Source organism: Actinomadura gamaensis, from assembly GCF_042652125.1.
Lineage (GTDB): Bacteria > Actinomycetota > Actinomycetes > Streptosporangiales > Streptosporangiaceae > Spirillospora > Spirillospora gamaensis.
Map to the genome: position 1 here is coordinate 103,964 of NZ_JBHSIT010000015.1, position 17,727 is coordinate 121,690.

General features: G+C 72.5%; 21 protein-coding genes. 12 read left to right on the forward strand and 9 right to left on the reverse strand.

What is annotated here, in order from left to right; translation table 11 throughout:
* Nucleotides 1-5: 5 nt before the first annotated feature.
* The gene (locus ACFPCY_RS38135) at nt 6-764 is read left to right on the forward strand and encodes a DUF2127 domain-containing protein (RefSeq protein ID WP_378263823.1); all 759 of its coding nucleotides are present in this window, start codon (nt 6-8) and stop codon (nt 762-764) included.
* 89 nt (nt 765-853) lie between these two features.
* Entirely contained in the window at nt 854-1,573 is a 720-nt protein-coding gene (locus ACFPCY_RS38140) for a DUF4230 domain-containing protein (RefSeq protein WP_378263825.1), read from the forward strand.
* An 80-nt stretch (nt 1,574-1,653) separates the two neighbouring features.
* On the opposite strand, the gene ACFPCY_RS38145 is transcribed toward ACFPCY_RS38140, so the two are convergent.
* Both ACFPCY_RS38145 and ACFPCY_RS38150 read right to left on the reverse strand, forming a co-directional pair.
* Nucleotides 1,654-1,821, reverse strand: a complete 168-nt coding sequence (locus tag ACFPCY_RS38145; protein ID WP_378263827.1) for a hypothetical protein — start codon at nt 1,819-1,821, stop codon at nt 1,654-1,656.
* 142 nt (nt 1,822-1,963) lie between these two features.
* Nucleotides 1,964-3,166, reverse strand: coding sequence for an acetyl-CoA C-acetyltransferase (locus ACFPCY_RS38150; RefSeq protein ID WP_378263829.1), 1,203 nt, complete (start codon nt 3,164-3,166; stop codon nt 1,964-1,966).
* A gap of 83 nt (nt 3,167-3,249) precedes the next feature.
* Between ACFPCY_RS38150 and mce the strand changes: the two genes are divergently transcribed.
* The 3 genes from mce to ACFPCY_RS38165 all read left to right on the forward strand — a co-directional run bounded on the left by mce (nt 3,250) and on the right by ACFPCY_RS38165 (nt 6,995).
* On the forward strand, nt 3,250-3,708 hold the full coding sequence (gene mce, locus ACFPCY_RS38155) for a methylmalonyl-CoA epimerase (RefSeq protein WP_378263831.1): 459 nt from the start codon (nt 3,250-3,252) through the stop codon (nt 3,706-3,708).
* A 381-nt stretch (nt 3,709-4,089) separates the two neighbouring features.
* A complete protein-coding gene (locus ACFPCY_RS38160; protein WP_378263833.1) occupies nt 4,090-5,439 on the forward strand; it encodes a DivIVA domain-containing protein in 1,350 nt (449 codons plus the stop codon).
* Between the two features lie 152 nt (nt 5,440-5,591).
* Entirely contained in the window at nt 5,592-6,995 is a 1,404-nt protein-coding gene (locus tag ACFPCY_RS38165) for an AI-2E family transporter (RefSeq protein ID WP_378263835.1), read from the forward strand.
* Between the two features lie 92 nt (nt 6,996-7,087).
* Here the strand turns inward: ACFPCY_RS38165 and ACFPCY_RS38170 are convergent, their stop codons facing one another.
* From ACFPCY_RS38170 to ACFPCY_RS38180, 3 genes are all read right to left on the reverse strand, one after another.
* Nucleotides 7,088-7,882: an alpha/beta fold hydrolase gene (locus ACFPCY_RS38170; protein WP_378263837.1), complete on the reverse strand. Its 795-nt coding sequence runs from the start codon at nt 7,880-7,882 to the stop codon at nt 7,088-7,090.
* 206 nt (nt 7,883-8,088) lie between these two features.
* Complete coding sequence (locus tag ACFPCY_RS38175; RefSeq protein ID WP_378263839.1) at nt 8,089-8,397, reverse strand: ATP/GTP-binding protein; 309 nt, start codon at nt 8,395-8,397, stop codon at nt 8,089-8,091.
* A gap of 77 nt (nt 8,398-8,474) precedes the next feature.
* Nucleotides 8,475-9,977: a 3-hydroxyacyl-CoA dehydrogenase family protein gene (locus tag ACFPCY_RS38180; protein ID WP_378263841.1), complete on the reverse strand. Its 1,503-nt coding sequence runs from the start codon at nt 9,975-9,977 to the stop codon at nt 8,475-8,477.
* A gap of 44 nt (nt 9,978-10,021) precedes the next feature.
* Between ACFPCY_RS38180 and ACFPCY_RS38185 the strand changes: the two genes are divergently transcribed.
* A complete protein-coding gene (locus tag ACFPCY_RS38185) occupies nt 10,022-11,176 on the forward strand; it encodes an LLM class flavin-dependent oxidoreductase (protein WP_378263843.1) in 1,155 nt (384 codons plus the stop codon).
* Here ACFPCY_RS38185 and ACFPCY_RS38190 read toward each other — a convergent pair whose 3' ends face one another.
* Nucleotides 11,177-11,563, reverse strand: a complete 387-nt coding sequence (locus tag ACFPCY_RS38190; protein WP_378263845.1) for an SCO5389 family protein — start codon at nt 11,561-11,563, stop codon at nt 11,177-11,179.
* A 90-nt stretch (nt 11,564-11,653) separates the two neighbouring features.
* A complete protein-coding gene (locus ACFPCY_RS38195; RefSeq protein WP_378263847.1) occupies nt 11,654-11,848 on the reverse strand; it encodes a hypothetical protein in 195 nt (64 codons plus the stop codon).
* Between the two features lie 176 nt (nt 11,849-12,024).
* Here ACFPCY_RS38195 and nucS point away from each other — a divergent pair, with 176 nt between their 5' ends.
* The 4 genes from nucS to ACFPCY_RS38215 all read left to right on the forward strand — a co-directional run bounded on the left by nucS (nt 12,025) and on the right by ACFPCY_RS38215 (nt 14,720).
* Nucleotides 12,025-12,705 (forward strand): endonuclease NucS, encoded by a 681-nt coding sequence (nucS, locus tag ACFPCY_RS38200; RefSeq protein ID WP_378263849.1) that lies wholly within the window; start codon nt 12,025-12,027, stop codon nt 12,703-12,705.
* 35 nt (nt 12,706-12,740) lie between these two features.
* Complete coding sequence (locus tag ACFPCY_RS38205) at nt 12,741-13,139, forward strand: DUF3224 domain-containing protein (RefSeq protein ID WP_378263851.1); 399 nt, start codon at nt 12,741-12,743, stop codon at nt 13,137-13,139.
* A 17-nt stretch (nt 13,140-13,156) separates the two neighbouring features.
* The gene (locus ACFPCY_RS38210) at nt 13,157-13,801 is read left to right on the forward strand and encodes a TetR/AcrR family transcriptional regulator (protein ID WP_378263853.1); all 645 of its coding nucleotides are present in this window, start codon (nt 13,157-13,159) and stop codon (nt 13,799-13,801) included.
* Between the two features lie 70 nt (nt 13,802-13,871).
* On the forward strand, nt 13,872-14,720 hold the full coding sequence (locus ACFPCY_RS38215; protein ID WP_378263855.1) for a site-2 protease family protein: 849 nt from the start codon (nt 13,872-13,874) through the stop codon (nt 14,718-14,720).
* Here ACFPCY_RS38215 and ACFPCY_RS38220 read toward each other — a convergent pair.
* The gene (locus ACFPCY_RS38220) at nt 14,717-15,409 is read right to left on the reverse strand and encodes a TetR family transcriptional regulator (RefSeq protein WP_378263857.1); all 693 of its coding nucleotides are present in this window, start codon (nt 15,407-15,409) and stop codon (nt 14,717-14,719) included. The genes ACFPCY_RS38215 and ACFPCY_RS38220 overlap by 4 nt on opposite strands.
* 101 nt (nt 15,410-15,510) lie before the next feature.
* On the opposite strand from ACFPCY_RS38220, the gene ACFPCY_RS38225 reads away from it, so the two are divergent.
* Nucleotides 15,511-16,332 (forward strand): NAD(P)H-binding protein, encoded by an 822-nt coding sequence (locus ACFPCY_RS38225; RefSeq protein ID WP_378263859.1) that lies wholly within the window; start codon nt 15,511-15,513, stop codon nt 16,330-16,332.
* Between the two features lie 106 nt (nt 16,333-16,438).
* Here the strand turns inward: ACFPCY_RS38225 and ACFPCY_RS38230 are convergent, their stop codons facing one another.
* Nucleotides 16,439-17,017, reverse strand: a complete 579-nt coding sequence (locus tag ACFPCY_RS38230; protein WP_378263861.1) for a PadR family transcriptional regulator — start codon at nt 17,015-17,017, stop codon at nt 16,439-16,441.
* A 100-nt stretch (nt 17,018-17,117) separates the two neighbouring features.
* On the opposite strand from ACFPCY_RS38230, the gene ACFPCY_RS38235 reads away from it, so the two are divergent.
* Entirely contained in the window at nt 17,118-17,702 is a 585-nt protein-coding gene (locus tag ACFPCY_RS38235) for a hypothetical protein (protein WP_378263863.1), read from the forward strand.
* The last annotated feature ends 25 nt before the right edge of the window (nt 17,703-17,727 follow it).

Sequence of the window (17,727 nt, forward strand, 5' to 3'; positions counted from 1 at the left end):
ACCGCGTGGACTGGAGTTTGCTGACCTGCGCGCGCAAGGGACACATCACCTACGCGCCCGACGAGCCGCGGCTCAAGCTGCGGCTGCACACCGAGACCCCCATCGGCGACGCCTGGCGGTGCCTGCGCTGCGGCGCCTACATCCACGGCGAGCCGCACGGCGCGGGTCCGGCCGACCGCGCCCCGCTGGTCAAGCGCGGCAAGGAGCTGCGGGACGCGTTCATCATGCGCTTCTTCGCGGTGGAGCGGATCATCCGCGGGCTGGTGGTGCTCGCCGCCGCCTACGGGGTGTGGCGGTTCTCCTCGCACCGGGGCTCGATCCAGCGGATCTTCGAGAAGGAGATCCCGCTGCTGCGCCCGCTGGCCCACCAGGTCGGCTGGGACCTGGACCATTCCAAGATCGTGGAGTCGTTCCGCAAGGTCTTCGACCTGAACGAGCGGACGCTGCGCTGGCTGGCGCTCGCGCTGCTCGCCTACGCCGCGATCGAGATCATCGAGGCCGTCGGGCTGTGGCTGCTCCAGCGGTGGGGCGAGTACTTCGCGGTGGTCGCCACCTCGTTCGGGCTGCCGATCGAGATCTACGAGCTGACCGAGCGGATCACCGCGGTGCGGATCGGCGCGCTGGTGATCAACGTCGGGCTGATCGTGTACATCGTGGCCACCAAGCGGCTGTTCGGCGTCCGGGGCGGCAAGGCGGCGCACGAGGCGCACCTGCGCGGCGCGTCCCTGCTGGAGGTCGAGGAGGCGGCCGGGGCCGACGCGTGATCGTCCGGAACACCGGTTCAGCCACGCCCGAAACCCACCCATAACCCCGCGTTCCGGTAGCCGCACGCCGGTCCGGGCATGTCTCCGGCATGGCACGCTCACGTCCGCACGACGCCGGTCCCGCAACCGAGACCGAACCGCGGCCGACGCCGCCTCCGCCGCGGGAGCGCCCGCGGCGCGGGATCGGCGTCGCGCTGCTGCTGGTCGCGGTGACCGTGGCCGTCGTCCTCGCCGTCCAGAACGGCCTGCACCTGCTCCCCCACTGGCTGAACCCCCTCGCGGAGGACACCAAGGACCGCAGCGGCCCGGCGCTGCTGCGGTCCGTCCGCGACATGCACCGCTACCAGGCCGCCACCGGCGACTTCCAGGTCGTCGTCGACCTGGACAAGGAGGCCGAGTACCTGCCGGGCTCGCTGCGCGGCAGGCGGACGCTGTTCGTCGGGCAGGGCTCGGTGAACGCGTACGTGGACTTCTCCCAGCTCGGCTCGGGGGCCATCAGCGTGAACTCCGACCGGACGGCCGCCACCGTCCGGCTCCCCCACGCCCAGCTCGACTCCACGAACCTCGATCCCAAGCGCAGCTACGTGTTCTCCACGCAGCGCGGCCTGTTCGACCGGTTCGGGGACTTCTTCAGCTCGAACCCCAACAACCAGCAGCAGCTCTACGTCCTGGCGTCCCAGAAGATCCAGGCCGCCGCGCAGGAGAGCGGCCTCCAGACCCGCGCGGACCAGAACACCAGGTCGATGCTCGAGAACATGCTGCGCGCCCTGGGTTTCAAAACCATCACCGTCCAGCAAGCCCCGCAGTAGCCGCGGACCACGCGCCGGCCGTACCCCGCGCGCCAGGCCGTCACCACCCGCGCGCACCCGTCACGACTCGCGCGGACCCGTCACCACCCGCGCGGACCCGACACCACCCGCGGACCCGACACCACCCGCGGACCCGACACCACCCGCAGGCCCGACACCACCCGCAGGCCCGACACCACCCGCAGGCCCGACACCACCCGCAGGCCCGACACCACCCGCGGACCCGACACCACCCGCGGGCCCGTCACGACGCGCGCGCGAGCGCGTCAGACTCGCGCCGCGAGCGCGTTACCAACCGCGCGAGGGGCGACGCCGGAGGCGAGCCCCTCGCGCGGTTGATCGCGAAGCGATGCCGCGCTCGCAGGAGTGCCCGGGCCGCCGGGCGAGCCGCTAGGCGAGCTCGGCGGAGCCGGGGACTCGAACCAGCAGCGCGTCGCCCTGGCCGCCGCCGCCGCAGAGGCCGGCGGCGCCGAGGCCGCCGCCGCGGCGCTTCAGCTCGTAGGCCAGGTGCAGGACGATCCGGGCGCCGGACATGCCGACCGGGTGGCCGAGCGCGATCGCGCCGCCGTCCACGTTCACCTTCTCCGGGCCGACGCCGAGGTCCCGCATGGACTGGATGCCGACGGACGCGAACGCCTCGTTGATCTCGATGAGGTCCAGGTCGTCCACGGTCAGGCCCGCCTTGCCGAGCGCGTGCCGGATGGCGTTGGACGGCTGGGACTGGAGCGAGTTGTCCGGGCCGGCGACATTGCCGTGCGCGCCGATCTCGGCGAGCCAGGTGAGCCCCAGCTCCTCGGCCTTGGTCTTCGACATCACGACGACGGCCGCCGCGCCGTCGGAGATCTGCGACGAGGACCCGGCGGTGATCGTGCCGTCCTTGGCGAAGGCCGGACGCAGCCGGGCCAGGGTCTCGGTGGTCGTGTCGCCGCGGACGCCCTCGTCCGTGCCGAACACGATCGGGTCGCCCTTGCGCTGCGGGATCTCGACCGGCGCGATCTCGGCGTCGAAGCGGCCGTTCTTGATCGCGTCGGCGGCGCGCTGGTGGGAGCGGGCGGAGAACTCGTCCTGCTCCTCGCGGGTGATGCCGAGCCTGGCGTTGTGCCGCTCGGTGGACTCGCCCATGGAGACGCCGTCGAAGGCGTCGGTGAGCGCGTCGTAGGCCATGTGGTCGAGCACCTCGACCGAGCCGTACTTGTAGCCGCCGCGCGACTTCGGCAGCAGGTGCGGGGCCTGGGTCATGGACTCCATGCCGCCCGCGACGACGATGTCGAACTCGCCCGCGCGGATGAGCTGGTCGGCGAGCGCGATCGCGTCCAGCCCGGACAGGCAGACCTTGTTGACGTTGACGGACGGCACGCTCATCGGGATGCCCGCCTTCACGGCGGCCTGCCGGGCGGGGATCTGGCCCGCGCCGGCCTGGAGCACCTGGCCGAGGATGACGTACTCGACCTGGTCCCCGGTGATCCCGGCGCGCTCCAGCGCGGCCTTGATCGCGTGCGCGCCGAGGTCGGCGGCGGAGAAGTCCTTCAGCGAGCCCAGCAGCCGCCCGATGGGGGTGCGGGCACCGGCGACGATGACGGAACCGACGGACAAAGGGGGCCTCCACGAGAAGGTACGGCGGGACGTTTGCCACGATACTCAGCAGGACCGAACGCTCTTCGCCCCGGGGAGGAAGCATGCTCACCCGCATCGACCACATCGGCATCGCCTGCCACGACCTGGAGGCCACGGTCGCGTTCTACCGGGAGACCTACGGGTTCACCGACGTGCACTACGAGACCAACGAGGAGCAGGGCGTCCGGGAGGCGATGCTCAAGATCAACGAGACCGGCGACGGCGCGGCCAGCTACCTCCAGCTGATCACCCCGGTCCGGGACGACTCGACGGTGGCCAAGTGGCTGGCCAAGAACGGCGAGGGCGTGCACCACGTCGCGTTCGGCACCGACGGCGACGTCCAGGACGAGGCGGACGGCATCGCCGCCAAGGGCGTCCGGGTGCTGTACGACAGCCCGCGGCACGGCTCGCTCGGCTCGCGGATCACCTTCCTGCACCCCAAGGACTGCCACGGCGTCCTGACCGAGCTGGTGGAGAAGAGCACCGGGCCGGCGGAGGGGACCGCCGGACGGGCCGAGTAGGGCTCCGGGCCGGCGGACGGAAGCGGAGGATCGGCGGAGGAGAGCGCCGGATCGGCGGACGGGACCGCCCGCGACGCGCCACGAGATCGTGATGTGATCGATATCACAGGGCCGGTTCGCGGCCTCCGGAGTGGAGGGCTGTAACCGTTCGGACACTTCTGGTGCATTTTGACGCCCGGAACCCCCGTCATCACGGGCCTCTCAGAGGGTCCGGACAAACGCGACAAACCTCCCAGTCCGTTCGGTTGAGCCCCCAACAGCACAGCACGCGGAGTACGCTTCTTTCGCCGGAGAAGGTCTGGGGCCGAGCGCCCCTCAGGCAGGCGTTCGACCGGTCCCCGGAACTTGGCCCGTAGCCCCGTCACACCAGGATTGAGCCACATGCAGTCCGACATCGACGCCCAGCTCAGCAACTTCTTTGAAGACACGCCCCCGCGCGAGTTCGACGTGGTGCTCCGCGGCTACGACCGGCACCAGGTCGACGAGCACATCAAGCAGCTCGACAACGAGGTCCGGACCACTCGCGAGCAGACCAGCCAGCTTCAGCGCGAGCTGTCGGACGCGCACCGCCAGCTCCAGGAGCAGGAGCGCCCCACCTACTCCGGCCTCGGCGCCCGCATCGAGCAACTCCTCCGGCTCGCCGAGGAACAGGCCACCGAACTCGTCCAGGCCGCCCGCAGCGAGGCCAACGAGATCAAGGCCGCCGCCAAGGTGGAGGCCGCCGAGCTGCGCGCCACCGCCGAGAACGACGCCTCCGAACTGCGCGCGACCGCCCAGCGCGAGTGCGACGACATGCGCGGCCAGGCCGAGCGCGAGGCCGACGAGGTGCGCACCGCGTCCCGCCGCGAGGCCGACGAGCTGACCTCCACCACCGAGCGCGAGGTCGCCAAGCTCCGCGCCACCGCCGACCACGAGGTCGCCGAGAAGCGCGCTGCCGCCGAGCGCGAGATCGCCAAGCTCCGGACGACCACCGAGCGCGAGGTCGCCCAGCTCCGGGCGTCCACCAAGCGCGAGCGCGACGAGATCCTGACCACCGCCAAGCGGCAGGCCGACGAGATGCGCGCGCAGGCCCAGCGCATCCTGGAGGAGTCCGAGGCGCAGCGGGCCCAGGCCGAGGCCGAGTTCGAGATCCAGCTCGCCGCCCGCCGCGAGGAGGCCGACCGCCAGGACGCCGAGCGCCACGCCGCCGCCCAGCAGGCCACCCAGAAGCTGGTCGCCGAGGCCGAGCAGCGCGCCGCGTCCGCCGAGCAGCGCGCCGCCAAGGCCACCCAGCAGGCCGAGCAGACCCGCCGCGAGGCCGACTCGCACGCCAAGCAGCTCATGGCGAACGCGCGCAAGAACTCCGACCAGATCATCTCCGAGGCCAAGGGCCAGGCCGAGCAGCTGCTCGCCGAGACCAAGGCCGAGGCCGAGCGCATCCGCACCGCCGCGCAGCGCCAGGTGGACGAGCTCACCCGCCAGCGCGACAGCATCACCAGCCACCTCAACCAGCTGCGCCAGCTCATCGGCGGCGTCGGCCCGGCGCTCGGCGGCCCCGAGGAGGCCCCCGCGCTGGAGAAGCCGGTGCCCGCCCCGGCGCCCGAGCCCAAGCCCGCTCCCGCGCCGGCGCCGTCCGGGCCGTCCGCGCAGGGCGGCGGCCAGGGCAAGCCGCAGCAGGGCGGCAAGCCCGGCGCCAAGCCCGCCGGCGCCAAGAAGTCCGACGATGACGACGAGGACTGGTGGCAGGAGTGACCTGACGGTCGTTCCCGTTCGTCCCGGAGGCCCGGCGGTTCGCCCGCCGGGCCTCCGGCGTTCCCGCACTTCGCCGGGTTAACTCCGCTTTACCCGATGTATGGTTTTCGTCCTGCATGTTCCGCCCGGACGAGGATCAGAGGAGAGCCGGAGTGCCCGACGACACCCCGCGGTCCGCCGGGGCGGACGCCCCCGCCGAGGCACCCCCTTCCGACCCCGCTCCGAACGGCACTTCGGAGAGCGCCTCCAGCGACCGGGACAAGAACTCCGGCGGCACGTCCGGCACGGAGTCGTCCGGCAAGTCCGGCACGGAGGCGTCCGGCACGTCCGGCACGGACTCGGAGCGCACGTCCGGCACCGAGGCGGACGGCGCGTCCGGGAAGGTCTCGGAGACGGTCGAGGTGGCGCGGGTGACCGAGGTCAGCGTCTCGACGCCGGTGTCGGCCGAGGAGGCGGTGGAGCAGGTCGAGCAGCTGAAGCAGGAGGCCAGCGCCGACCGCAGGTTCCCCTTCGGACGGCCCGGAGAGCCGCTCGGACGGCACCACCCGTTCGTCTTCGGGTTCACCGCCGCGCTCGGCGTGATGACGGCCTACCTGCTGCTGAAGGCCGCGACCGGGGCGAAGTCCACGCTGGTGACGATCGTGGTCGCGATGTTCCTCGCGGTCGGGCTGAACCCGGCGGTGGAGCGGCTGAAGCGGCTCGGGCTGTCGCGCGGCTGGGCGGTCGCGGTGGTGTTCCTCGGCGTGGTGCTGTTCTTCGCCGGGGTGGTCGCCTCGCTCGTCCCGCCGATCGTGGACCAGGTGAACGGGCTGACCCAGAACCTGCCGCACTACATCGAGCAGTTGCAGGGCAACAGGCGCATCTCGGACTGGGACCGCCGCTACCACCTGCTCCAGCAGGCGCAGGACAAGCTGAACGACTCCAAGTTCCAGCAGAAGATGGCCAACTGGGCGGTCGAGGCGGGCAAGCAGGCGCTCAGCGGCACGTTCAAGACGCTGACCGTGCTGATCCTGACCCTGTACTTCCTGAGCTCGCTGCCGCAGATCAAGGCGTTCTTCTACCAGCTCGTCCCGCGGACGCGGCGGGCGCGGGCGGCGCTGCTCGGCGACGAGATCCTGGACCGGATCGGCGGCTACGTCGCGGGCCAGTTCACGATCGCGTTCATCGCGGGGCTGACGTCCTACATCTTCCTGGAGATCCTCGGCGTCCCGTACGCGCTCGCGCTGGCGCTGATCGTCGCGGTCACCGACCTGATCCCGCTGGTCGGCGCGACGATCGGCGCGGTGATCGTGTGCCTGGTCGCGTTCCTCACCGGCGTCTACGAGGGTATCGCGGCCGTGATCTTCTACGTCGTCTACCAGCAGATCGAGAACTACCTCGTCTACCCGCGCGTGATGAAGAAGACCGTGGACGTCCAGCCCGCGGTGACGATCGTCGCGGCGCTCATCGGCGCGGCCCTGCTCGGCGTCGTCGGCGCCCTCATCGCCATCCCCACCGCGGCGGCGATCTCGCTGCTGATCAGGGAGATCGTCCTCCCCCGCCAGGAGGCGTCCTAGCCGCAGACCCGGCGGGCGCCTTAACCGCAGGCGCAGCCGGGCGGCTGGCCGGACGCGCGGCGGGGCGGTTAGCCGGAGGCGCGACCGGGCGGTTAGCCGGAGGCGCGGGAGAGGGCGGCGGCGAACTCGGCGACGGCCTGGTTGAACAGGTCGGGCTGCTCGACGGGGACGAGGTGCCCGGCACGCGGGACGATCGTGAGTTCGGCGTTCGGCAGGGCCTCGGCCATGGCGCGGGCGTCGTCCTCGGAGGCCAGGACGTCCTCGGCGCCGACCATGACCAGCGCCGGGACCTTCAGGCCGCGCAGGGTGTCGAACGCCTCCTCGCGTCCGGCCATGGCGCGCTGCGCCCACGCGGCGGCGGCGGGAGGCGTCGCCTGGACGAGCCCGCGCACCCGGCCGTAGACCAGCGCCCGCTGCCGCATCGTGGTCGGACCTACGAGGTTCGGGAGCACCTCGTCCACCAGGACGGAAACGTCGCCGTCGCGTTCCAGCCGGTCCGCCTGCCGCAGCCGCGTCGCGCTCGTCTGCGGGTCGTCGCCGGACGCGCGCGTCGCGCACAGCACCAGGCCGAGGACGACGTCCGGGTGCCGGCGGCACAGCGCCATCGCGACGTAGCCGCCCATGGAGATGCCGCCGACGACCGCGCGTGCGATGCCGAGGGTGCGGAACATCCGCGCGACGTCGTCGGCCATCGCGTCCACGGACGGGTCGTCCGAGCCGAGCACCGACCCGCCGAAGCCGCGCAGGTCCGGGGTGACGACGCGGAAGCGCTTCGCCAGCCCCTCCCGCTGCGCCAGCCACATGGCCGAGGACAGGGGGAACGCGTGCAGCAGCACGAGCGGCGTGCCCGTGCCCACATCCCTGGCGTACAGCTGCACGACGGTCATGGCAACGATGCCCCTCCCCGTTGACGACCCCGACGACCACCGGCAAGGCGGTGGTCAGCCAATCGTCACCCCGGAGCGGCATCGCACGGAGACCTCTGGCCGCGACTGGCCGTCCGGGTTTGCCCGACCGGCCGGTCGGATCAGTGACGGGGTGCGTTCCGGGATCGGACGGGTCAGTAACGGGGTGCGTTCCGGTACCGGACGGGTCAGTAGCGGGGGGCGTTCCGGGACCGGACGACCTTCGGCCCGCGCCGCAGGCGGGCCTGCCAGCAGGGCCGATGCCAGTGCCGGCGGTCGTCGGCGCCGCCGCGGTCGGCGGGCCACGCCACGATGTGCCCCACGCCGGGCGGGATGAGCTGGTCGCAGCCGGGGCAGCGGTAGGACTTGGCCGCGTTCGCTCCCGCGACCGTCCGGACGTGCCATTCGCCGTCCGGGGCGTCCTCCGTCTCGTCCACCCAGGACGCACCGCCCCCGCGCGGCTCCGGCGCGTTGCGGCGATTCTTGCGGGGGCTCATGGGATCAAGGATAAGGCGCGGATCAGGGAGGAGGACGCGGGCGGGGGCGACCCCCGCCCGCGTGGGGTGGGCGCGGATCAGCGGAAGGTGAGGCCCAGGTCCCACTGCTCGCGGAGCCGGTCGGAGACGTGCGGGTTCGCCTCGTCCGGGTCGTATTCGAGCTGGTCCAGGGCGCGGCCGATGCCGAGGCGGTCGAGCTCGGCGATCGGGCCGGCCGGGTAGCCGCAGCCGAGGGTCATCGCGGCGTCGATCGCGTCGGCGTCGGCGTACCCGGCGTCCAGCATGGCGACGGCGTCGTTCAGGTAGGGGAAGCGGAGGGCGTCCACGATGAAGCCGCGGCGGGCGCGGCAGCGGACCGGGGTGAGGCCGAGCCGGGCGACGAGCGCGACGGCGCGGTCGGCGGACTCGCGCGGCGTGACCGGGGTGAGGCCGATCTCGACCAGCGGGCGGTCCGCCTCGGGCTTGTGCGCGGCGAGCGCGCCGCCGCCGGTGAGGCCGCCGTCGCCGAGGACGACCGCGCCGGCCTTCGCGCGGGCCTCGATGCCCGCGAGGTCGGCGTCCTCGCCGGACGCGACGATCAGGTCGGCGTCCTCGATCCTCGCGGTCGGCGCCCCGGCCTCGGACGCGGCGGCGGCGAACGCGCGCGACAGCTCCTCGTCGCCGACGACCGCGACGGACGGCAGCGGACCGTCCTGCGGCTCGGACGCGGCCGGGGCGTCCTCGCCGTAGGGGTAGAAGCCGCGGCCGGTCTTGCGGCCGAGCAGCCCGGCGGTGACCAGCTCGCGGAGCACCGGCGCGGGCGCGTGGCGGCGGTCGCGGGTCTCGGCGTAGATCGCCTCCAGGACCTCCAGGCAGGTGTCCAGGCCGATCAGGTCCATCAGGGTGAACGGGCCCATCGGGAGGCCGCCGCCCGCGGTCATCGCGGTGTCGATGTCGTCGCGCGTGGCGTGCCTGGTCTCCAGCATGCGCGCGGCGTCGTTGAGGTAGCCGAACAGGAGCCGGTTCGCGACGAACCCGGCGCGGTCCCCGATCACGACCGGCGTCTTGCCGAGGCCCCTGACCAGCGCGGCGACGCGGTCGACCGCGCCGTCCGCGGTCAGCACGGTGCCGATCACCTCGACCAGCTTCATCACCGGCGCCGGGTTGAAGAAGTGCACGCCGACGACCTGCGCCGGACGGCCCGTCGCGGCGGCGATCGCGGTCACCGACAGGGACGAGGTGTTGGTCGCGAGGATCGCGTCGTCCCGGACGACCTTGTCGAGCTCGGCGAACACCCTGTGCTTCAGGTCCAGCCGCTCGGGGACCGCCTCCACCACCAGGTCGCAGTCGGCGAGGTCGCCGAAGTCGGTGGTCAACGCGATCCGGTCGAGGATCTCGCGCTGCCCGTCCGCGGTCAGCCGGCCGCGCTTCACCGCCCGCCCGGTGGACTTCTCCAGGTGCCCCCGCCCGCGCTCCAGCGCGTCCTGGTTGATCTCGACGCCGACGACGGCGAGCCCGCCGCGCGCCAGCACCTCCGCGATGCCCGCACCCATGGTGCCGAGGCCGACGACTCCGACCTTGCTGAACGAACCCTCAGTCATGGACGGCAGTGTCCCAGAAGCCGGGAGGCGGGTAGGACGGGGGCGTGCGCTTCGGAGTCTTCCTGCTCGCGGCCCGCTTCCCCGGAGAGTCCGACGCCGACGCCCTCGACCGGACGGTCGCGGCGGCCGTCGCGGCCGAACGCGCCGGGTTCGACGATGTCTGGATCGCCGAGCACCACTTCATGCGGTACGGGGTCGTCCCGTCGGCGATCACGCTGGCCGGGCACCTGCTCGGCCGGACCCGGCGGATCCACGTGGGGACGGCGGTGAGCGTCCTGTCGAACCAGCACCCGGTGGCGCTCGCCGAGCAGGCCGCGCTGCTGTCGCTCGTCTCGGGCGGACGGTTCCGGCTCGGCGTCGGGCGCGGCGGCCCCTGGCGCGATCTGGAGGTCTTCGGGACGGGCCTGTCGCGCTTCGAGGACGGCTTCCCCGAGTCCCTAGACCTCCTCCTGGCCTGGCTCCACGCCGGACGCCCCGGCGCGGAACGGTCCGGCGCGGAACGGTCCGGCGCGGAACGGCCCGGCGCGGAACGGCCCGGCGCGGAACGGTCCGGCGCGGAACGGCCCGGCGCGGAACGGTCCGGCGCGGAACGGCCCGGCTCGGGGCGGCCCGGCGCGGGGCGGCTCGGGTGGGACGGGGAGCACTTCTCGTTCCGCGAGGTGCCGGTCGTCCCGCGCGGGCCCGAGCCGCCGGTCGTCGTCGCGTGCACGTCCCCCGCGACCGAGCGGCTGGCCGCCGAACGCGAGCTGCCGATGCTCCTCGGGATGCACGTGGGTGACGACGAGAAGGCCGCCGCGCTGGCCCGGCACGGGAATCCGAGCCTGCCGCACGTCTCGACGCATCTCCTCCACGTCGCGGACTCGCGCGAGGAGGCCGAGGCGACGCTGCTGTGCGAGATGCCGCGCTGGCTCTCCCCCGGCCTGGACGGCTACGTCCCGGTGGACGACCGTCCCCGGCCGCCCCGCGACGACGCGTCCTACGTGCGGAGGCTCTGCGACCTGCACCCGGTCGGCAGCCCGGCCGACTGCGTCGCGAAGATCACCCGCACGGTCGAGCGCACCCGCATCCGGCACCTGATCTTCCTGGTCGAGGCGGGCGGATCGCGCCGCTCCACCCTGGCCACCATCGACCGGACGGGCGCCGAGATCCTTCCCCGGCTGCGCCGAAGGCCGGGCCCGCGCGGCGGGCCCGGCCCCTGATCAGCAGTCGCGCAGTTCGGGCGACTGGTTCAGGATCTGCTCGCGCGGCGTCACGAACCGCCGGTAAGCGTCGGAGTCCCCGGTCGGGAACACCGCCACCCGGTGACAGTTCTGGAACGCGAGCCGCACCCCGAAGTGGCGTTCCAGCGAGGCCCGCATGGCGTCGCTGGCGAGCACCCGGAGCAGCTGCCCGCGGGCCTTCTCGTCCGGCGGCGGGGTCAGGTTGTCGGCGAACTCCCCGCCGTCCACCTGGAGCCTGGCCACCAGACCGCTGATCATGTCCCACGCGTAGGGCAGGGACGTCCTGATGCACTCGACGAACGCGGCGTCGTCCACGTCGCCGTCGTTCGCCGTCCTGAGCAGTTCGGGAGACACGTCGAGAGACATCGCGGGATGGTCCTTTCACCGGGAGTGATGAGCACCCACCCGCGACGCTAGATCCGCCTCCCGCCGATTACCACCCTTGACAACGCCGGGTCAGCACGCACGCGCGGTGTCGCGGGCGGTGCGCCGCCTCCGCGGCCGCCACGGGGCGGCGGTCACGACCGCGTCCCGCTCCCGGCGCTCCCGCGCCCGCTTCGCCTCGACCGCGGTCCGCTGCTCCTCGGCGAACTCCCGCATCTCGCGGGCCCGCTCCTTCATCACCGCGTACATGACGTCGTTGTGGAACATCCGAACCCCTCCTCCAGCACCGGACCACCTGGCCCGACACCCTCGAGATTCGTCCTAAGGCCCGTCCCCCGGCATCGGCACAACGCCCTAAGTCCCGCCCACCGCCGCCTTAGGCGCCGCGGTTCGGGCACTGGTTCGGGCGCGGGGACGGCGCGGGGTCACTAAGCTCACGGGACGTGCGTCTCGTTATCGCCCGGTGCAGCGTGGACTACGCCGGCAAGCTCACCGCCCATCTGCCCTCCGCCGTCCGGCTGATCATGGTGAAGGCGGACGGCAGCGTGTCCATTCACGCTGACGACCGCGCCTACAAGCCGCTGAACTGGATGAACCCGCCCTGCACGCTCCGCGAGGAGCCGTACGAGGAGAACGGCGCCACGGCGCGGTGGACGGTCACCCACGGCAAGTCCGGCGAGCGGCTGATCGTGACGATCGAGGAGGTGCTGCTCGACCACGGGCACGAGCTCGGGCCCGACCCCGGCCTGGTCAAGGACGGCGTCGAGGCGCACCTGCAGGAGCTGCTCGCCGAGCACATCGGGACGCTCGGCGCCGGGTACTCGCTGATCCGGCGGGAGTACCCGACCGCGATCGGGCCGGTGGACATCCTCTGCCGGGACGCGGCGGGCGCGACGGTGGCGGTCGAGATCAAGCGGCGCGGCGAGATCGACGGCGTGGAGCAGCTCACCCGCTACCTGGAGCTGCTGAACCGCGACCCGCTGCTCGCGCCGGTGCGCGGCGTGTTCGCGGCGCAGGAGATCAAGCCGCAGGCGCGGGTGCTCGCGACCGACCGCGGGATCGACTGCGTGACGCTCGACTACGACGCGCTGCGCGGCATCGAGCACGAGGGCACGCTCTTCTGAGCCGTCACGGGGACCGTTGAGCCATCATGGGGACCATGAACGCTCACGCCGACGGCACCTTCGAGATCGACGCCTGGGACGACGAGAAGCCCTTCGACGAGCGGGACGGCCGCAAGCTCACCAAGGTCCGCGTGCGCAAGACCTTCCACGGCGACCTGGTGGGGACGAGCGTCACCGACCTGATCACCGTCGAGACGTCGGCCGGGCCGGCGGCGTACGTCGGCGTGGAGACGGTGGAGGGCATCCTGCACGGCCGGGAGGGCTCGTTCGTGCTCCAGCACAGCGCGGGCAGCGACGACGGGACGCAGTGGCTGCGGTGGCTGATCGTCCCGACGTCCGGGACCGGGGAGCTGAAGGGCATCCGGGGCGAGGGCCGCATCACCGCCCTCCCGGACGGCTCCCACTCCTGGGAGCTCGACTACACCCTCGGCTGAGGCCGTACGCTTCCGGCATGCCATCTGGGAGCCCGGCGTCCGCGGCCGCGGAACGCGCGCGCGAGCGGATCATCGACGCGGCCGAGGAGTGCTTCCGGCGCGTCGGCGTCGCCAAGACGACGGTCGAGGACATCGCGGCGGAGGCCGGGCTGTCGCGCGCGACGGTCTACCGCGCGGTCACCGGCGGGCGGGACGAGCTGATCCTCGCCGTCGTGCTGCGGAGCCTGCGCCGCTTCCTGGACGTCCTGGCCGAGCGGCTGGCCCGCGAGCGCTCGGTGCCGGACGCGATCGTCGAGGGGACGCTGTCGGCGGTGGCGTTCGTCCGGGACGAGCCGGCCATCGCGCGGCTGCTGGTGCCGGAGGCGGCCGGGCACATGCAGGCGGCCGTCGCGGGCGCGGGCGAGCAGGTGCTCGCGCTGTGCGCCGAGTACGTCCGGCCGTACTTCGAGGCGGCGCAGCGGGAGCGGCTCGTCCGCGCCGAGATCGACGTGGAGGGCGCGGTCGAGTTCCTGTTCCGCCTGATCACCTCTCTGATCGTGATGGACCGGGACCGGAGCGAGGACGCCACCCGCGCCTTCCTGCGCACCTACGCCGTCCCCGCCATCGCCGCGCCCGCCGTCGCCCCCGGGACCGCCGTCGCCCCCGGGACCGCCGCGCCCTGACGTGACGGCCCGTCCGCGGACGGCGGCTGACGCGGGGCACACGCCGGACGCGATAGCGTCGGGGCAGTCGGTGGACGACCTGGGGGAGGGACGCGAGGGCATGGGCTCGGTGCACCAGATGCGAGGCCGGGGCGCGGTGCGCCCGAGCCCGGTGTTCCTGGTGATCTGCGCGGTCACCGTGCTGTGCGGCCTGGTCGCCTGGCGGTACGGCGAGATCACGATGACCGTGAACGGGCTGAACGTGCCGCGGGCGGGGCGGATCGCCGCGTTCGGGTTCGTCATCGCCGGGTGGGTGCTGTCACTGTGCCTGCACGAGTTCGGGCACGCCTACCTCGCCTACCGGGCGGGCGACCACAGCGTCGCGACGCGCGGGTACCTGACGCTGAACCCGGCCAAGTACACCGACCCGATCCTGAGCTTCGCGATCCCGGTGCTGTTCATCCTGCTCGGCGGGATCGGGCTGCCCGGCGGCGCGGTGTGGATCGACCGCGGGCGGATCCACGGGAAGTGGCGGCACAGCCTGGTCTCGGCGGCGGGGCCGCTGAGCAACGTGCTGCTCGCGATCATGCTGGCGGTGCTGTACCGCAACTTCGCGCACGGCGAGCACGGGATCTTCTGGTCGGCCGTCGCGTTCCTGGCGTTCCTCCAGGTCACCGCCGCGCTGCTGAACCTGCTGCCGGTGCCGGGGCTGGACGGGTTCGGGATCGTCGAGCCGTACCTGCCGCCGCGCTGGGTGAACCAGGTGAGCGCGTACGGCGGCTACATGTTCCTGCTGGTCATCGCGCTGCTCTGGGTCGGGCCGATCAACCGCGCGTTCTTCTCGCTGGTCACGCACATCACCGACGCGATCGGGCTGAACGAGCCGATCATCCAGATCGGGCACGCGGTGTTCCAGTTCTGGAAGACGCTGAGCTTCTAGCCCGCGTCCGCGTCAGTGTCCGTGGCCGGGTCCGTTTTCGCGGACGGCCCGCCGGGCGCGGCCAGGTGCCGGACGAGGCGGCGCAGCTGCTCGGCGTACCGGGCGCGGAACTCCGGTGACTCCGCGTCCAGCCCGTACACGTACCGGACGATGTGCGGGAGCGTGGTCGGGACGGACACCGCGGCCATCATGAACAGCATCACCGCCTCGGGTTCGAGGTCGTCGGCGAGCTCGCCCGCGGCCTTGCGGCGTTCGAGGTCGGACAGGTCCTCGCGCTCGTCCGGCATGTCCGCGTAGTCGCCGGAGAGGCCGATCCAGCTGTTGATGCGGGTGGCGCGCGGCTCCTCGAACGTCCGCTCCAGGTACCGGACGGCCAGGTCGGGCAGCGGGACGTCCGGGGTCGCGAACTCCGCCTCCCGCTCGCGCCACGCCTGCCCGATCGCCGCGTACAGCCCCGCCTTGCCGCCGAAGTAGTAGCTGATGAGCTGCTTGTTCACCCCGGCGCGGTCGGCGATGTCCTGCACGCGCGCGCCCGCGTAGCCCTTGGCGGCGAACTCGTCGAGCGCCGCGTCCAGCAGGAGCCGTTTCGAGCGCTCGGCGTCGAGCTTGCGCTCCCCCTCGCGCGGCGCGCGCCGCCGCGCTCCCCTCCGCTTCTGGTCGGTGGCCTGCGGTTTTCCGGCGTCCGTCATGGCGACATGGTAGCCGCAACCGTCATCCATCCGGTTGGTTGACAAGTTCATCCGTCTGGTTGAAGATGAGGGCGCACGTCACCGAAGCTTGGAGAATCCGCATGTTCCTGATCACCGGAGCCACCGGCAACGTCGGCCGGCACGTCGTCGCCGAGCTGGCCTCGCAGGGCCGCAAGGTCCGCGCGCTGACCCGTGACCCCGCCTCGGCCCGGCTGCCCGCCGGCGTCGAGGTCGCCGCGACCGCCGACTTCCCGCTGGACGGCGTCACGGCCGTCTTCCTCAACCCCGCCGTGTTCTACACCGGCTTCGGCGACCTGCTCGAACGCTGCCGCGCCCACGGCGTCCGGCGCGTGGTGATGCTGTCGTCCCTCGCGTCCGAGCAGGCGGAGGACAGCAACCCGATCGGGCGGCGCCACCTCGACCTGGAGCGGGAGATCGAGGCGTCCGGGCTGGAGTGGTCGTTCCCGCGTCCCGGGGCGTTCGCCACCAACACCCTCGGCTGGGCCGACCGGATCCGCGCGACCGGCACCGTGCGCGGCCCTTACGCGGACGCGCAGCTCTCGCCGATCCACGAGCGCGACATCGCCGCCGTCTGCGCCCGCGCGCTGACCGGGGACGACCTCGTCGGCGAGCGTCCGCCGCTGACCGGCCCGGAGTCGCTGACGTTCGCCGACCAGGCGCGCCTCATCGGCAAGGCCATCGGCAAGGACGTCCGCTACGAGGAGCTGTCGCCCGAGGCCGCGCGCGCCGAGATGCTCGGCAACCCGCACATGCCGCCCGCGATCGCGGACTCCCTGCTGGAGATGTGGGCCGAGTCCGTGGGCCGTCCCGCCTTCATCTCCCCCGAGGTCGAGCGCATCACCGGACGTCCGGCCCGCACGTTCGCCGAGTGGGCGGCCGACAACGCCGACCTCTTCGCCTGAGCCTCACCGCCCACCTCGTCCGAGAAGGACCGAGGCCGGTTCCCGTCGCACCGGGACCGGCCTCGGTCCTTTTCAGCCGTCGCTCTTCCGGCCGGCTCGCTCTCGGCTAGTCCTTTTTCGGCTCGCGCTCGGCCATTTTCGGCTCGCGCTCGGCCATTTTCGGCTCGCGCTCGGCCATCTCTTCGAGGACCCAGCCGTACCACTCGCGGCGCATGGCCATGAAGCGCTTGCCGTACTCCATCGCGAGGCGGCCGTAGAACGACAGGTTCTCGTCACCCCAGTCGATGTTCCCTTCCAGCTCGCCCAGCTCGCCGAGCCGCCGGTCGAGCGCGGCGGCCTGGTCCCGGACGAATCCGGCGGCCTCGTCCGGGGAGACCTGGCCGAGGAAGAACAGCCGCAGCAGGACCTCGTCGCGCCGGACGAACTTCGGCGGGACGTCGAGCAGCCAGTGCCGCAGCTCGGCGCGGCCCGCCTCGGTGACGCGGTACTCCTTGCGCCCGCGCGGCCCCTCGCTCGCGACCTCGATGAAACCGTCCGCGGTGAGCTTGTTCAGCTCCCCGTAGAGCTGGCTCTGCGTGGCCTGCCAGACGTTGCCCATGGTGATCTCGAACATCTTGAGCAGGTCGTACCCGCTGGCCCCGTCCATCTCGACCAGCAGTCCCAGCGCGGCGTGTCGAAGGCTCATATTCCAGAGCATACACATCACAGTTGACATGTCGAAAGTGGAAGGTCTACGTTCGACCTGTCACCACAGACACGTCCCCCCGAGCCGGAAGGCGACCGCGATGCTGAAGTACTACGGACTCACGTTCCTCCCGTGGATCATCCTGGCCGTGGTCAGCGGCTTCAACCCGCAGGCCGGGGCGGCGGCGGGCCTCGCCGCGGCGCTCGCCCTGCTCGCGGTGGACGTCCGGCGCGGCCGCTCCTGGGACGGCCTGCTCCTGGAGATCTCCACCGCGGTCTTCCTGGCCGCCTTCACCGTCCTCGTCTTCGCCGCGCCGCACGCGGCGGTCGTCCACTACGGCGCGTCGCTGTCGATCGGCTGGCTGGCGCTCACCGCGTGGGGCACCATCGCCGCCGGCATCCCGTTCACCGAGGGCATCGCGCGCCGCCAGGTGTCGGAGGAGATCGCGAAGACCGAGCTGTTCCACCGCATCGCCGTCGTCCTGACCTCGGCCTGGGCCGCCGCGTTCACCGTCTCGGCCACCTGCCTCGGCCTCGTCCAGCACTTCGCGCCCCACCAGACCGGCCTGCTGATCGGCGTGAAGGTCGCCTGCTTCGCCGTCCCGGCGTGGTTCACCCGCTGGTACCCCGAGGTCGCGCGCAAGCGGTACTTCGCCGAGCACGGCATCGAGCAGACCATCGCCTGACCCCGCCGCCACTTCCAGGAGGACT

What these genes read in the sequence shown, in the direction of transcription:
- ACFPCY_RS38160 (WP_378263833.1), top strand. Translation starts at nt 4,090, where the DNA reads ATGCAGTCCGACATCGACGCCCAGCTCAGCAACTTCTTTGAAGACACG.
- ACFPCY_RS38220 (WP_378263857.1), bottom strand. Translation starts at nt 15,409, where the DNA reads ATGACGGACGCCGGAAAACCGCAGGCCACCGACCAGAAGCGGAGGGGA.
- ACFPCY_RS38180 (WP_378263841.1), bottom strand. Translation starts at nt 9,977, where the DNA reads ATGACTGAGGGTTCGTTCAGCAAGGTCGGAGTCGTCGGCCTCGGCACC.
- ACFPCY_RS38190 (WP_378263845.1), bottom strand. Translation starts at nt 11,563, where the DNA reads ATGTCTCTCGACGTGTCTCCCGAACTGCTCAGGACGGCGAACGACGGC.
- ACFPCY_RS38195 (WP_378263847.1), bottom strand. Translation starts at nt 11,848, where the DNA reads ATGTTCCACAACGACGTCATGTACGCGGTGATGAAGGAGCGGGCCCGC.
- ACFPCY_RS38225 (WP_378263859.1), top strand. Translation starts at nt 15,511, where the DNA reads ATGTTCCTGATCACCGGAGCCACCGGCAACGTCGGCCGGCACGTCGTC.
- ACFPCY_RS38175 (WP_378263839.1), bottom strand. Translation starts at nt 8,397, where the DNA reads ATGAGCCCCCGCAAGAATCGCCGCAACGCGCCGGAGCCGCGCGGGGGC.
- mce (WP_378263831.1), top strand. Translation starts at nt 3,250, where the DNA reads ATGCTCACCCGCATCGACCACATCGGCATCGCCTGCCACGACCTGGAG.
- ACFPCY_RS38205 (WP_378263851.1), top strand. Translation starts at nt 12,741, where the DNA reads ATGAACGCTCACGCCGACGGCACCTTCGAGATCGACGCCTGGGACGAC.
- ACFPCY_RS38140 (WP_378263825.1), top strand. Translation starts at nt 854, where the DNA reads ATGGCACGCTCACGTCCGCACGACGCCGGTCCCGCAACCGAGACCGAA.
- ACFPCY_RS38170 (WP_378263837.1), bottom strand. Translation starts at nt 7,882, where the DNA reads ATGACCGTCGTGCAGCTGTACGCCAGGGATGTGGGCACGGGCACGCCG.
- ACFPCY_RS38210 (WP_378263853.1), top strand. Translation starts at nt 13,157, where the DNA reads ATGCCATCTGGGAGCCCGGCGTCCGCGGCCGCGGAACGCGCGCGCGAG.
- ACFPCY_RS38230 (WP_378263861.1), bottom strand. Translation starts at nt 17,017, where the DNA reads ATGAGCCTTCGACACGCCGCGCTGGGACTGCTGGTCGAGATGGACGGG.
- ACFPCY_RS38235 (WP_378263863.1), top strand. Translation starts at nt 17,118, where the DNA reads ATGCTGAAGTACTACGGACTCACGTTCCTCCCGTGGATCATCCTGGCC.